Annotated in this window: 10 protein-coding genes; 4 read left to right on the forward strand and 6 right to left on the reverse strand. The window is 65.7% G+C overall.

The window, feature by feature from the left end; all coding sequences use genetic code 11:
- Positions 1-150: 150 nt before the first annotated feature.
- The 4 genes from E3C22_RS21925 to E3C22_RS21940 all read right to left on the reverse strand — a co-directional run bounded on the left by E3C22_RS21925 (position 151) and on the right by E3C22_RS21940 (position 7,699).
- Positions 151-2,514, reverse strand: a complete 2,364-nt coding sequence (locus E3C22_RS21925) for a putative bifunctional diguanylate cyclase/phosphodiesterase (RefSeq protein ID WP_167591867.1) — start codon at positions 2,512-2,514, stop codon at positions 151-153.
- A gap of 162 nt (positions 2,515-2,676) precedes the next feature.
- Complete coding sequence (locus E3C22_RS21930; protein WP_134764028.1) at positions 2,677-3,594, reverse strand: crotonase/enoyl-CoA hydratase family protein; 918 nt, start codon at positions 3,592-3,594, stop codon at positions 2,677-2,679.
- 465 nt (positions 3,595-4,059) lie between these two features.
- The gene (locus tag E3C22_RS21935; protein ID WP_245515138.1) at positions 4,060-6,054 is read right to left on the reverse strand and encodes a putative bifunctional diguanylate cyclase/phosphodiesterase; all 1,995 of its coding nucleotides are present in this window, start codon (positions 6,052-6,054) and stop codon (positions 4,060-4,062) included.
- A gap of 187 nt (positions 6,055-6,241) precedes the next feature.
- Positions 6,242-7,699: a cryptochrome/photolyase family protein gene (locus E3C22_RS21940; protein ID WP_134764029.1), complete on the reverse strand. Its 1,458-nt coding sequence runs from the start codon at positions 7,697-7,699 to the stop codon at positions 6,242-6,244.
- Positions 7,700-7,897: 198 nt separating this feature from the next.
- Between E3C22_RS21940 and E3C22_RS21945 the strand changes: the two genes are divergently transcribed.
- Positions 7,898-8,845 (forward strand): ring-cleaving dioxygenase, encoded by a 948-nt coding sequence (locus tag E3C22_RS21945; RefSeq protein ID WP_134764030.1) that lies wholly within the window; start codon positions 7,898-7,900, stop codon positions 8,843-8,845.
- 247 nt (positions 8,846-9,092) lie between these two features.
- Positions 9,093-9,743 (forward strand): alpha/beta hydrolase, encoded by a 651-nt coding sequence (locus E3C22_RS21950; RefSeq protein ID WP_134764031.1) that lies wholly within the window; start codon positions 9,093-9,095, stop codon positions 9,741-9,743.
- 115 nt (positions 9,744-9,858) lie between these two features.
- Here the strand turns inward: E3C22_RS21950 and E3C22_RS21955 are convergent, their stop codons facing one another.
- Positions 9,859-10,791 (reverse strand): nitrogen regulation protein NR(II), encoded by a 933-nt coding sequence (locus E3C22_RS21955; RefSeq protein WP_134764032.1) that lies wholly within the window; start codon positions 10,789-10,791, stop codon positions 9,859-9,861.
- Positions 10,792-11,570: 779 nt separating this feature from the next.
- On the opposite strand from E3C22_RS21955, the gene E3C22_RS21960 reads away from it, so the two are divergent.
- Together E3C22_RS21960 and E3C22_RS21965 are read left to right on the forward strand one after the other, a co-directional pair.
- Complete coding sequence (locus tag E3C22_RS21960; RefSeq protein WP_134764033.1) at positions 11,571-11,720, forward strand: YjiS-like domain-containing protein; 150 nt, start codon at positions 11,571-11,573, stop codon at positions 11,718-11,720.
- A gap of 384 nt (positions 11,721-12,104) precedes the next feature.
- Positions 12,105-12,623, forward strand: a complete 519-nt coding sequence (locus E3C22_RS21965; RefSeq protein ID WP_134764034.1) for an isoprenylcysteine carboxyl methyltransferase family protein — start codon at positions 12,105-12,107, stop codon at positions 12,621-12,623.
- A 15-nt stretch (positions 12,624-12,638) separates the two neighbouring features.
- Here E3C22_RS21965 and E3C22_RS21970 read toward each other — a convergent pair whose 3' ends face one another.
- Positions 12,639-13,118, reverse strand: coding sequence for a YbaK/EbsC family protein (locus E3C22_RS21970; protein ID WP_134764035.1), 480 nt, complete (start codon positions 13,116-13,118; stop codon positions 12,639-12,641).

Consider the following 13,118-nt stretch of genomic DNA (forward strand, 5'->3'; position numbering starts at 1 on the left):
ATCAGCCTGCGCGGCGAGGCTCCGGGCCGGCGCGTCGGGCCCGGTACGGCGTGCATCCATTCGGACGCGCAAGCCGGGCCCCGACGACTTGAATCACCGCCTTGTGCCCGGTGGAAATCGCTGCCGATTATCGAGCCGACGGCAGCCGGCTCAGGCGGAATGGCACTCGGCAAGGTCGGCAAAGCGGGCCTCGAGCTTGTCGATCGGCTCCGGCCAGCCGAAGAAATAGCCCTGGGCGAGGGGGATGCCGGTCGCCGCAATCGCCGCGACCTGAGCCTCGTCCTCCAGCCCTTCAGCGACGACGGTGAAGCCGATCCGGTCGGCGAGATGCTGGACCAGTTCGACGACCGAGCGCGAGGCCTCGTTCTCGCCGACGACGCTGGCGAAGCTGCGGTCGATCTTCACCTTGTCGAAGGAGTAGGTCGCCAGATAGCCGATCGAGGCATAGCCGGTGCCGAAATCGTCCAGGGAAAAACGCAGGCCGAGCGAGCGCAGCTCGCGCATCGTCTCCAGCGTCTGCTCCGGATCGTCGACGAGGACGGATTCGGTGAGTTCCAGCTCCAGCCTTTCGGCCGGGGCGTTCTCTTCCTCGAGGATCTGGCGGATCGCCGAGACCAGCCGCCGCGGCTGGCGGAACTGCATCGGCGAGACGTTGACCGACATCGAGACGTCGGCGGGCAGCCGCACGAGATCGCCCGCCGCGCGCCTCAGGACCCATTCGCCGAGGTCGGAGATCAGGTCGCTGCGCTCGGCGATGGGGATGAACTCGGCCGGCGAGATGCGCCCTTTCACCGGATGGTTCCAGCGCAGCAGCGCCTCGGCGGAGACGATCCGGCCCGAGGCGATCTCGACGATCGGCTGATAGTGCAGTTCGAACTGCTCGGCCGCCAGGCCCTCGCGCATCTCGCGCTCGAGTTCGGTGCGGCGGCGGAAGGAGGCGGCCATTTCGGGCTTGAACAGGCTGACCCGGCTCTTGCCCGTCGATTTCGACTCATAGAGCGCGAGATCGGCCGCGGTCATCAGCGTTGCGCCGTCGGAGCCGTGGCTCGGGCCGACGGCGGCGCCGATGCTGGCGCTGATCGAGAATTTCCGGTCGCCGATGAGGATCGGCGGGGCGAGCGCCTGCATCACCCGCTCGGCGGTCGCAAGGCTCGCACTGGCGTCGGCGGTGGGGATGATCGCAACGAACTCGTCGCCGCCGAAGCGGGCGAGGAAGTCGGAGATGCGCACCGCCGAACGGATGCGCTCGGCGATCGCCACCAGCACCTTGTCGCCGGTCGCGTGTCCAAGGGTGTCGTTGATCGTCTTGAAGTCGTCGAGGTCGATATAGAGGATCGCGACCGAGCCGATGCCTTCCTTGAAGCCGGGGCCGATCGAGGCGAGCATGCGGTCGAGTTCGTGGCGGTTCGACATCCCGGTGAGGGGGTCGGTCCGGGCCATCGTTTCGATCTTCTGCTGGGTCTGCTTGCGCTCGGTGATGTCCTCGGTGACGATCAGCGCGCCGCTGGCCTCGGTCGGCTCGACATGCAGGAGCAGCGTCTTGCCGTCGGGCGTGGTCAGCTCCCGCGTGGTGGCGAGCTGCTTCTTCAGGGTGCGATGGACGTCCTGGCGGATCAGCGTCGCGTCGCTGCGCGACAGGCGGCGGCCCCTGACGGCGGATTCCAGCATGCCGTCGAGGCTTTCGTCGCCGGTCTCGAGGTGAACGCCGTAGAGCTCGCCATGCCGCTCGTTCTGCAATTCCCGCGACAGCGTCTCGTCGAAGCTGACGAGGCCGTGGGTCATCGAGCGCAGCGCGAGATGGGCCTGGTCGGCATGCTTGCGCGAGGAGGCCTCGTTCTCGCGCGCCTGGGCGGTCGCGTCGGCAAGCGCCCGCAGATTGCGGTTGAGCGAGAGAACGATGACGAAATTCGTCATCATGTAGAGCACGATGAACACCGCGATGGTGCGGTAGTAGGGCTGGTTGGAGTGCTCCAGCCCCAGCATCAGCGGCATGCACAGGCAGAGAACCTGGACGATCACATATTTCGGCCGGGCGGCATTGCGGGCGACATAGCCCGACGCGAAGGCGACGGCGGCGATGACGTTGAGGATCTGGACGGCGGCGATGTCGGTCGCGCCGATCGCCTGGTAGCAGCAGACGCCCTGCAGTATGGCGAACAGGGTGGCGCCGATCTGGAACTCGATCTCCCAGCGACGGACGGCGCGGTGGTCCTCCTCGTCATGACAGGCGAGGCGGTAGCGCACGATGGTCGCCAGCCGCCCGAGCAGGACGACGATGGACAGCGCGCTGATCGTGTAGAAGGCGTTGTCGCCGGACCAGAACCAGGAAAACAGCATCACCAGGATGCCGACCGCATTGGAAATGATGATGGAGGCGGGCGAGGAGAACAGCGAGCCGACGAGAATGCTCTCGCGCTCGGCCGCAACGCTCCTGCGAGCCTGCGGTCCGGAGGGGCGCGACTCTCGTTCGTCCAGGGCCTTGGAGGCGAGAGGGCTACCGGCTGATATCGACACTACTCTTCCGCGTCTGGTGAGCTCCATTCGCCTGACCATAAGCAAAAGTTCTTAACGCTTAACTGATCAGCGAAGTTAGCGTTGCGGAAAATTCATGAAAATTGGAAGGAAATACGGCGCCCGTCGCAGGCGCCTGCCGAAATCCGCGGCCTGACGGAATTTTCAGCCGGCCATGCGGCCGAGCATGCGCTCCTGTGCCTGGACGATGCGCTGCAGCTTCGTCGTCTCGGCCTCGCTGAGGCACATCATATGATCGACCCAGGCGGCAGCCGCCTCGGCGAGCTCGCTCGCAAGGTCCGGGCCCATGCGATTGAAGGCCCTGGAGATGGCGATGCGGGCTCTGCGGCTGGCGATCGTGCGCTTGCAGAACTCCCGCACCCACATGGCGCTGCCGCCGTCGCCGACGACGTCCTCGATGGCGCCGAGGCCGTGGAACTCGTCGGCGGTGAAGCTCTTGCCTGAGAGCAGCACCCGCTCCGCCTCGATCGGGCCGATCCGCCTTGCGAGGATCGGGGCGGCGGCGATCGGGAAATGGTTATAGTTGATTTCCGGATAGCAGAAGGTCGCCGATTCCTCGGCCACCACCACATGGCAGGCGCGGGCCGGATCGATGCCGCCGCCGAGCGCCCGGGCATGCACGGCCGCGACGGTGGCGACACGGCCGTCGAGGCCGCTGCTGTTGCCCTCGATCACGGCGCAGGCCGCGGCGGCGTAGCGCACGAGGCCCTCGCGATCGCCCCGGCCGATGCAGTCGAGATAATAGTCGAGGTCGCCGCCGAGCGAGAAGGCGGGGCCCGAGGTGCGATAGGCCAGCACCTCCACCGGCATCTCCTCGCCCTCGGCAAGCATCGTGCGCAGCGCATGCTGAACCCGCAGCACGCTGTCGATCAGCGGCAGGGTGAAGACCGGCTTCGGCTCGGGATGCATGACCAGCCAGAGCAGCCGGTGCTGCTCCTCATACATCATCTGCAGTTGTGGAAGGGCTCCCGTCCGATCGGTGATCCGATCGACGACCTGGCTGGCGGAGAGCGCCGCTGCAAGCTTCACGCCGACGCTGTTCGCGATCTGGACCTGCGGCATCGCTCAAATCTCCACGCAACCGTTATACGAAGCTTAACCGGGCAACCGCCGTCTGTAAATTTTGATTCTAATAGAGGGTTAACATAGAGGGTTTCGTTAACGTTTTCCTGAAGGTAGCGCGGCGCCTCCGACGCGATGACGGCCGCTGGTGACGCTGCGGAGACCGATAGGTGGCTGAATGTCCGGGTCAAAAGCGGCAAAGCCGGCAAATCTGCCCGTCAAGGTTGGAGCGAAGCCAGAGCCGGCGCCGACGGCCAGTCGCACCCGATCACGGTGGCGCGATCTGCAACCGGAGATGGTTGACCTGTCGGAGGCGGTCTTGACCCCTCCGCTAGAAAAGCAGGCTAAGGTTGTATCCTTTCCTGCGGGTTCGCGCTGTTCGACCCGCTTCCTTGCTGCCCGTAACCCCGATCTACCGCAGCGGCAAGTAATCCGATCGTTGCCGCGGCGGGCCCGGCGGCGGCGTCAGGCGACCCTGCGCGAGACCGCGGCGGCCCGGGCGCCGTCGCCGAAACGGTCCGACTTGCGGTGGCCGACGAGGAACGTCTCGACGGTCTCGCTGGCGGGGAGTGGCTTGCCGAAGAAATAACCCTGCAGCTGGTCGCAGCCGAGGGAAGCGAGGAACTCCGCCTGTTCGGCGGTCTCGACGCCTTCGGTGGTGACCTTCATCTTCATCTGGTGGGCAAGCGAGATGATGGTCGCGACGATCTCCTTGACGCTCGGCTCGCCGTTTTCCAGCGCCTTCATGAAGGACTGGTCGACCTTCAGCTTGTCGAAGGGGAAGCGCCAGAGATAGCCGAGCGAGGAATAACCGGTGCCGAAATCGTCCATATCGATGGAGATGCCGAGTTCCTTCAGGGCGACCAGCTGGTCGAGAATGGCGCTGGAGCGTTCGAGCAGCAGGGATTCGACCACCTCGACCTCGAGCCGGCGGCCGTCGATGCCGGCTGAGGCGAGCGCCGAGCGGATGATCTCGACGAGGTCGCCGTCGACGAACTGGACGGCCGAAAGATTGACCGAGACGAAGAGCGGCTCCGGCCATTCGGCGATCTGCCGGGTCGCTTCGCGGATGACCCAGGTGCCGAGCGCCTTGATGTAGCCGCGGGCCTCGGCGATCGGCACGAATTCTGTGGGCGGGATCAGCTCGCCGTTCTCGTCGCGCAGCCGCGCCAGCGCCTCGAAGCCAACGAGCGAGCCGTCCTTGCCCTTCACCAGCGGCTGGTAGAACAGCTCGAAGCCGTCGGTCTCGATCGCCCGCTTGATATGCGCCTCGACCTGCCGGCGGCGATGCATCGCCTCGTCCATCTTCGGTTCGAAGAAGACGAGGGCGTTCTGCTGGTCGCCCTTGTGGTGGAAATGCGCGATCTCGGCGTGCTTGACGAGTTCGGAATGGCTGCGGCCGTGATCGGGCGCCATGGCGCAGCCGATCGAGATCTTCGGCGAGACCACGTGGTCGTCGAGCTCGATCGGTTCGCCGACGATTTCGGCCAGAAGCTTGGCAAGGGCGACCACCTCGGCGCGGTCCTTCACCCGGCGATGGACGACGGCGAAATCGTCCGGGCCGATCCGCGCGACAAGATCGTCCGGGCCGATCGCGTCGGCGATGCGCCGGGCGACGAGGCGCAGGATCTCGTCGCCTCGGGCCTGGCCGCAGCTGTCGTTGATCTCCGAGAGGTCGTCGAGATCGACGAAAAGATAGGCGACGTCCTCGCGCGTCGCGCGGATCTTGAACAGCAGCTGGTCGCAGGCCTCCTGCATTCGCCGGCGGTTGAGCAGCTGGGTCAGTGTGTCGTGATCGGCGAGGAAGCGGATGCGCGCGTCGGCCTCGGCGATCTTGCGGCGGCGCAGCTGGTAGAGCGCGAAGGGAATGCAGGTCGCGGCGAGGATGATCATCACGATCACCGCATAGGTTCTTGCGAGGGTCGTCTGGTAGTGATGGCGCTCGGAGATCATGTCGGCGACGACGGAAAGGAATCCGATCGCCCGACCCTCCCGGATCAGCGGCATGATCACCGACGGGTTGCTCTCGCCATCGTCATAGACGATCTGCCAGAAGCCCGGCTGCGAGACCACCGACGGGGCGAGCTTGTCGCCGGTCGAGACGCCGCCCGGCCGGTCCCTCAGCAGCCATTCGTAGCGCTCCGAACGGGAGCGGAAGACCTCGTTGCCGTTCCGGTCGAAAATGGCATAGCCATTGATGTTGGAGAGGTCGGCGACCCTGCGCAGTACTTCCTCGGCGTCGGGATCGCGGGCGATCCCCGTCAACAGGGCGTCGACGGCGCCTTGCGGGCCGAGCAGGAGGTCGGCGAAATTCTGCCCGCGGTTCTTCATCTCCGCTTCGACGAGCCTGCCGACAGCGTCGTTGCCGATCGCAAGAATGCTCACCGCGACGAAGCCGATAATGGCCCCCGCCCCGAGAAGATTCGTCCAGAAAAACCGCTTCGACAGGATGGAGATCATCGACCCTTACGCTCTCCTCGCAAGGAGCCTGACCGGGAGAGGTAAATTTTTCGGTGATCTGCAGGTTATAAAATCAGCTTTTTTTATCGCGCGTCTGCGTCGGGCTTCGTCGGGCAGCCCAATTCGCCCTTGAAACATCTTGCCGGCGACACGGAACAAGATGTCTCGCCGCGCCCATCCTCCGCCTTCAGCCTTTCACCTTGCCGTAGGCGTCGAGGGCGCGTTGACGGGCCTCGCCATGATCGACCACGGGCTTCGGATAGGTGTCGCCAAGCGTCACGCCGGCCTTTTCGAGCACGCCGTCCTCGGCCTCCCAGGGAGCATGGATGGCCTTTGCCGGAAGGTCCTTCAGCTCCGGCACGAAGCTGCGGATGTAGTCGCCTTTGGGGTCGAACCTTTCGCTCTGGGTGATCGGGTTGAAAACGCGGAAATAGGGCTGGGCGTCGGCGCCCGAGCCGCCTATCCACTGCCACTGGCTGGTGTTGGAGGCGATGTCTCCGTCGACCAGCGTGTCCCAGAACCAGCTCTCGCCCTTGCGCCAGTCGATCAGCAGGTCCTTGGTCAGGAAGGAGCCGACGATCATCCTCACGCGGTTGTGCATCCACCCGGTCTGCCAGAGCTGGCGCATGCCGGCATCGACGATCGGATAGCCGGTCAGGCCCTTCTGCCAGGCCGTCAGATCCTTGTTCGAGCTGCGCCAGGGAAAGGCGTCGAAGCGACTGTTGAAATTGTCGCTTTCGAGCCGGCCGAAATTGTAGAGGAGATGATAGTTGAAGTCGCGCCAGACGAGTTCCTGGTGGAAAGTCCGGATCGCCTTTTCGGGGATCGTCTTGCGGCGCGCGGCATAAGCGCTCGCCATGTGCCAGGCACGATAGGGCGAGATCTCGCCCCATCTCAGATAAGGCGACAGCCGCGAGGTCTCGTCGGCGAAGGGTCTTTCGCGGCCCTCGTGGTAGCTCGCCAGAAGCTCGTCGCAGAAATGCTCGAGCCGCTCCTGGGCGGCCGCTTCCCCCGGCGTCCAGAAATCGGCGATCCCGCCCGCCCAGTCCGGCTTCGTCGGCAAAAGATCCCAGTCGCCGAGCTTGTCCGACTTCGGGAACGTCTCCGGCTGCTTCAAGCCCTTCGGCGGGTCGATCGGGTCGCGCATGCCGGAAGAGGAAACGTTCTTCCAGAACGGCGTATAGACCTTGTAGTAGCCGCCGGTCTTGGTCTCGACCTCGTCCGGATCGTGCAGGATGTTGGCGGTGAACCGCTCGACGGCGACGTGCTTGCCGAGCGCTTCCTCGACCGCGTCGTCGACCTTGCGCGATGCCGGGTCGTAGCGGCGGTTGACGAACAGCGCGGTCGCCCCGACCGCCTCGACGACGTCGAGCACCGCATCCTTCGCCTTGCCCCTTCGCAGCGTCAGGCCGGAGCCCTTGCCGCGCAGTGCGCCGGAAAAGGCTTCCAGCGAATGGTGCAGCCACCATTTATGGGCGCCGCCGAGGCCGCGCACGTCCTTCGATTCCTCGTCGAGGACATAGAGCGGAACGACCGGCCGGCCGGTTTCGGCCGCATGGGCAAGAGCGGGATTGTCGTCGAGCCGCAGATCGTCGCGAAGCCAGACGACGATAGGCCCCTCGGCGGTGTCTGCCCGTTTCGCCATGCGGATGGTTCTCCCTGCCAAAGGGAGCGTAACTGCCGGCAGGCCGGGCGGTTGCGCTATGAACTGCGACGAAACCGCCACGTCTGCAGATCGGCAACGGCCGTTCACGATATGGAGACAATTCGTCACGAAGGGACCCCCTCCCGCTGCTGGCCCGCCATCGCCTATCTTTCGCCCATACAAGCCAAGGAGGCACCGATGACACTTGCACTCACAGGCATCCACCACCTCACCGCCATCACCGCGGACGCGCCGGGCAATCTCGATTTCTACAAGCGCGTGCTCGGGCTGCGGCTGGTGAAGAAGACAGTCAACCAGGACGACACGTCGGCGTATCACCTGTTCTATGCCGACGGCCTCGCCTCGCCGGGCACCGACGTCACCTTCTTCGACTGGCCGGCGCCGCGCGAGCGCCGCGGCACCCATTCGATCGCCCGCACCGGGCTTCGCGTTTCCGGCCGCGCCAGCCTCGACTACTGGGCGGCAAGGCTTGCCGAACATGGCGTGTCGTCGGGCGAAATCCGCAGCCTCGACGGTCGCGACAGCCTCGACTTCGAAGATCCCGAGGGCCAGCGGCTGCGGCTGGTCGACGACGGCGGCAGGGGCGAGGCCAATCCGTGGGACGCCAGCACCGTCCCGGCCGAGCACCAGATCCGCGGCCTCGGGCTGATCGTCCTGTCGGTGCCCGATCTCGCGCCGACCGAGGCGCTGCTCACCCGCGTGATGAACATGCGCGAAGCGCGGCGATACGAGGAAGCGGGCGCGACGGTGCATGTCTTCGAGATGGGCGAGGGCGGCCCGGCGGCCGAACTGCATGTCGCCGTCGAGCCGCATCTTGCCCCGGCGGGCCAAGGCGCCGGCGGCGTTCATCACGTCGCCTTCCGGACCAACGATAACACCGAGCTCAGCGCATGGGCGGAGCGGGTGAAGGAGTTCCGGGTGCCGTCGAGCGGCGAGGTCGAGCGCTACTACTTCCGCTCGCTCTATTTCCGCGAGCCGAACGGCATCCTGTTCGAGATCGCCACCGACGGGCCGGGCTTCGCCGTCGACGAGCCTCTGGAAAGCCTCGGCGAGAGCCTGTCGCTGCCGCCCTTCCTCGAAGGCAGGCGCGCTGCGATCGAGGCCAATCTGAAGCCGCTCGTCTGATCTTCAGAGCGCCGTGCGTCCGAATGGACGCACAAAGGACGCTCTGAGTTATTGAATCACCGCGTCGTGCTTTCCGAAAATCGATTCTGATTTTCGGGCCAATACTGTAGCCGTTGCCTGCAGTTCTCTCCCGAGCCGCAGGCAACGGCGCAGGACGCTCCGCCGATGACCGCGAGCAGGGGCAATGTTCCCCATCCTCGGCAGGTCAGTGCCGCAATCCTCCTCGTTTGAAGAAGGGACACCCCCGATGCCCAGCATTTCCGCGAGCGGGCCGCTCGCCGCGAGCCGCCTGCTTCTTGCCGGCAGCGATCCGAAGGAAGCGCGGCTCGCGGTGGTCGCGATCCATGGCCGCGGCGCCTCGGGCGCCGATATCATCGGCCTTGCCGACGCCTTCGGTCTCGACGATGTCTTCTATGTCGCGCCCGATGCACCGGGCGGCGCCTGGTATCCGAACCGCTTCACCGAACCGCTCGAGGCCAACGAGCCCTATCTGACGAAGGCGCTGGGGCGCATCGACGAAATTCTCGCGCTTCTGAAGGGCGAGGGCTTCGGGCCGGAGCGGGTCGTCCTTGCCGGCTTTTCCCAGGGCGCCTGCCTGTCGCTGGAATATCTCGCCCGCAACGCCGGCAGCGTTGCCGGCGTCCTCGGCTTTTCGGGAGGGCTGATCGGGCCGGATGCGGCAAACCGGCCGGAGACGGCGAGCCTTGCCGGCACGAAGGTGTTCATGGGCTGCAGCCGCGGCGACCCGTTCATTCCGGCGCTGCGGGTCATGGAGACCGAGCGCCATCTCGCCGACCGGGGCGCCGAGGTGGAAACCGTGCTCTATCCGGAGCCCGGCCACTCGATCAATGCTGACGAGATCGGCCGGGCGGTCAGGTTGCTGACGTCGGTCGGCTAGAGCACGCGACCCGATTCCCGAACCGGGCTTGATGCTCTCGTTTTTTGTTTACGCATCGGATTTTCCGAAAACCGGCATCCACTTTTTCGGTCCGATGCTCCAACCGAACGATATCTCAGCCGGTATGGCGGCGGACGAAAGCCGCCGTCTCCGACGGCCGGAAGATCGCCAGGACATGATTGGTCTCGGCAAGTTCGGGAACGAACTGCCGGCGCCAGTCCGGCGAGCCCGCCCGGCGGAGCGTCACCGCCAGGGGCTCGGAGCCTCGCAGCCCTTCGAGAGCGATGCGGGCGGAGGTGCGGCGGCCGGCGAGCAGCCGCCCGACCGCGACCTCCAGGGCCTGGAGGTCGTCGCGGCTGGCAAGGGCGAGGCGCCCGGCCGGCTTGCCTGTCTCGCTTTGGCCGGTGCGGAAATAGCGGGCGGCGTGGAGCAGATCTTCGGCAGCGACATTCGCCGCCTCGATGTTCAATTCACGGTCGAGGAGCATCACCGGCGCACGGACGGCATCCCAGGCGGCGTCGATCGTCTCGCGGCTCGGCTGGTCCGGACTGCCGGTGGCATGGGAAACCAGGAAGGCGTCGACGAGGTCGTCGGCGAAGCGCCGCAGCAGCGTCAGCACTGCCGGCGTCATCGCCTCGCGCCGCTCCGGCGGGAGGGCGATGGTCAGCGACCAGCTCTGCTGGGCGCGGTCGTGCAACACCAGGCCGGCGCCGGCGGTCTCGCCCTCGAACATCAGGTCCGGCCGGGTCTCGTCACCATCGACGCCGAGACGGAAGATCGTCCCGGGCTCGAGGGACGGATGACAGGCGTCGTCCTGCCAGCCGCTGTCGGAAAAGCGCAGCCGGGTTCGGTTGGCGACGGAAAGGGCGCGGTGAAGCTTCAGGCCCCGCCTGGCGACATCGCGATCGATGCGGCGAAGTTGTGGTGAGGCGCCGGGCAGGATCCGCTCGATCGCGCTCAGCAGCTTGGGCCAGGAAGACGGGCATAAGGAGGCTTGGCCAACACGCTCGCGAACGAGGTCCAGCCGACCGGGAAACTGGAGTAACATTGAAGCATGCCGTTTCTAAGCCCCGTAGCATGATCACACCGTCGGTCGAAAATTACAAGACCGTAACATCAGCGGCGTGAATTTGCCGGGCCGGGGTGATAATTCATTCAGTCTTAGCAAAATACGGTTGCAATATAAAATTTTTACGCAATGGCGGGCCAGGCCGGATGCCGTAAGGCGAACATTGCGTCAGGTGGGACGGGACCTTTCCGCATCGGCACCGTCGACGCGTCAAACCGCGACCGCCAAATGCGCCGGAATCCGGTAAAAATCGGGAGGACGGTCAGGCGAGGCATCGTTTGGGGCGAGTGGCCATCGGCCGGTTCGCCGGCGGGACCGATCGGTGCAACGGACGCGCTGCCGCGCGGGCCGGACCGAATGTAACGCGTCTCCGCATCGCCTTTTCGGAAAATCGCTACCGATTTTCGCACCGATGCCTGGGGCCGAGAACAACGATTGCGAGCGGCGGTGGCAAAGCGTCGTCGGGAGACGAGCGGAACAATCCGACAGTCCGCGACATGCTACCCGACACCCTGAACCGTTAAGATTTGATGAAAGTGGCGCTACCCCTGACATGCGCCATTTGCACGTCTGATGTGCAGAACGATGCACTTCTTTTATGCATTGATGCCGAATATATGAGCGTCACGAGAACGAACCGTCCCCGCCGAGGCGGCCACGGTTCAGGCTTCGCATCGTTGAAAACCGAAGAATTGAGTTCTTCAGGAGCCCTGCGCCCGTGACGGCGCCCGCGCTCCTTGGCGTGGAGGAGTTGTTCCATGTTTCGTCACTTCGCAGACCGCATCAAGTCCATGCGCAGCGTTCGCAGCGACATCCGCCAGCTGCAGCTGATGGGCGACCGCGAACTCGCCGATATCGGCGTCATGCGTGCCGACATCGAGCGCGCCGTTCGCTTCGGCCGCCGCTGAAACAGATTGCGGGCCGGCAAGGTCCGCTGCATCGAAGTAGAGCGCCAGAACGGGCGCTCGTTCAAAAGCGCCTGCCCCCGACCGGGAGCGGGCGCTTTTTCGTTTCAGGCGGCGATGCCGGAAAGGACCCGCAGAGCCTCGCGCCCGATCGGACGCGCCAGGACCGCCAAGCCATTGAATCTGCGCATTGTGCTTGCGGAAAATCTGTTCCGAGCCGGGCCGAATGTCGTCGCTCGCCGATCCTCCGGCGGGCGCATCGGCGACGGGGTGTGACCGGGGTCACAGCGATCATCAGCCAGACTTTGGTATGGCCTGCCTTGCCCCGATCGGGGCCGCGGTGCATCAGACGCCGATCGCCCACAACCCGACGTTCCGGACATCCTCATGCTGCTCGCCGCCTTCTTCGTCATCGCCGTCGCCATCCGCCTTGCCTCGGTGGTGATTTCCAAGCGCCACGAGGCAGCGCTGCGGGCCGATGGCGCCGTCGAGGTCGGCGCCGGCGTCTCGAGGCTGATGGCGGCGGCGCATGTCGCCTTCATGCTCGCCGGCGGGCTCGAGGCCTGGCTGCGCCAGCCGGTTCCGGATGCCGTCTCGGTGGTCGGTCTGGCGATCTACGCCTTCGGCATCGTGATGCTGTTCGTGGTGATCAGGCTTCTCGGCCGGTTCTGGACGGTGAAGGTGATGATCGCCCGCGACCACGCCCTCGTCACCCACAAGCTGTTCCGGGCGGTGCGCCATCCGAACTATTTTCTCAACATCCTGCCGGAGCTCGTCGGCTACGCGCTGGTGCTGCATGCCTTCTGGACGCTGGCCATCGGCCTGCCCCTCTATCTCGTCGTGATGTGGCTGCGCATCCGCCAGGAGGAGCGGGCGATGCGCGAGCGTTTCGCCGCCTATGCGTGAGGCGGTGGCGAGCGCCTACCGCACCGGGCCGAGCCTCGCCCCGGTGGCGCTGCGAAGCTGCAGCGGCACCACTTCGAAGACATGGTTGGGCGAGCCTGCCGCCGCCCATACCGTGGCGTAGCGGAAGAGATCCTCGTCCATATAGACGCTGATGTCCGCCGTCGCGCCCAACGGGGCGACACCGCCGATGGCAAAGCCGGTCGCCTCGCGCACGAAGGCGGCGTCCGGCCGCTCAAGCGTTTCGCCGAGGGAACCGGCCATGATCGTCTCCTCGACCTGGTTGGCCCCGGAGACGAGCAGCAGGTAAGGCTTGCCGCTGTCCTTGCCGCGAAACACCAGCGACTTGACGATCTGGCCGACCTCGGCGCCGACAGCCTCCGCGGCTTCCTTCGCCGAGCGGGCGGACTTCTCGGTCCTGACGATCTTCACCTTCAGGCCCTTGGCCGCGGCGGCATCGGCAACGCGCTGGACCGCGGGGGGATGGGTTTCGGTCAC

Source organism: Jiella endophytica (assembly GCF_004519335.1).
Classification (GTDB): Bacteria; Pseudomonadota; Alphaproteobacteria; order Rhizobiales; family Rhizobiaceae; genus Jiella; species Jiella endophytica.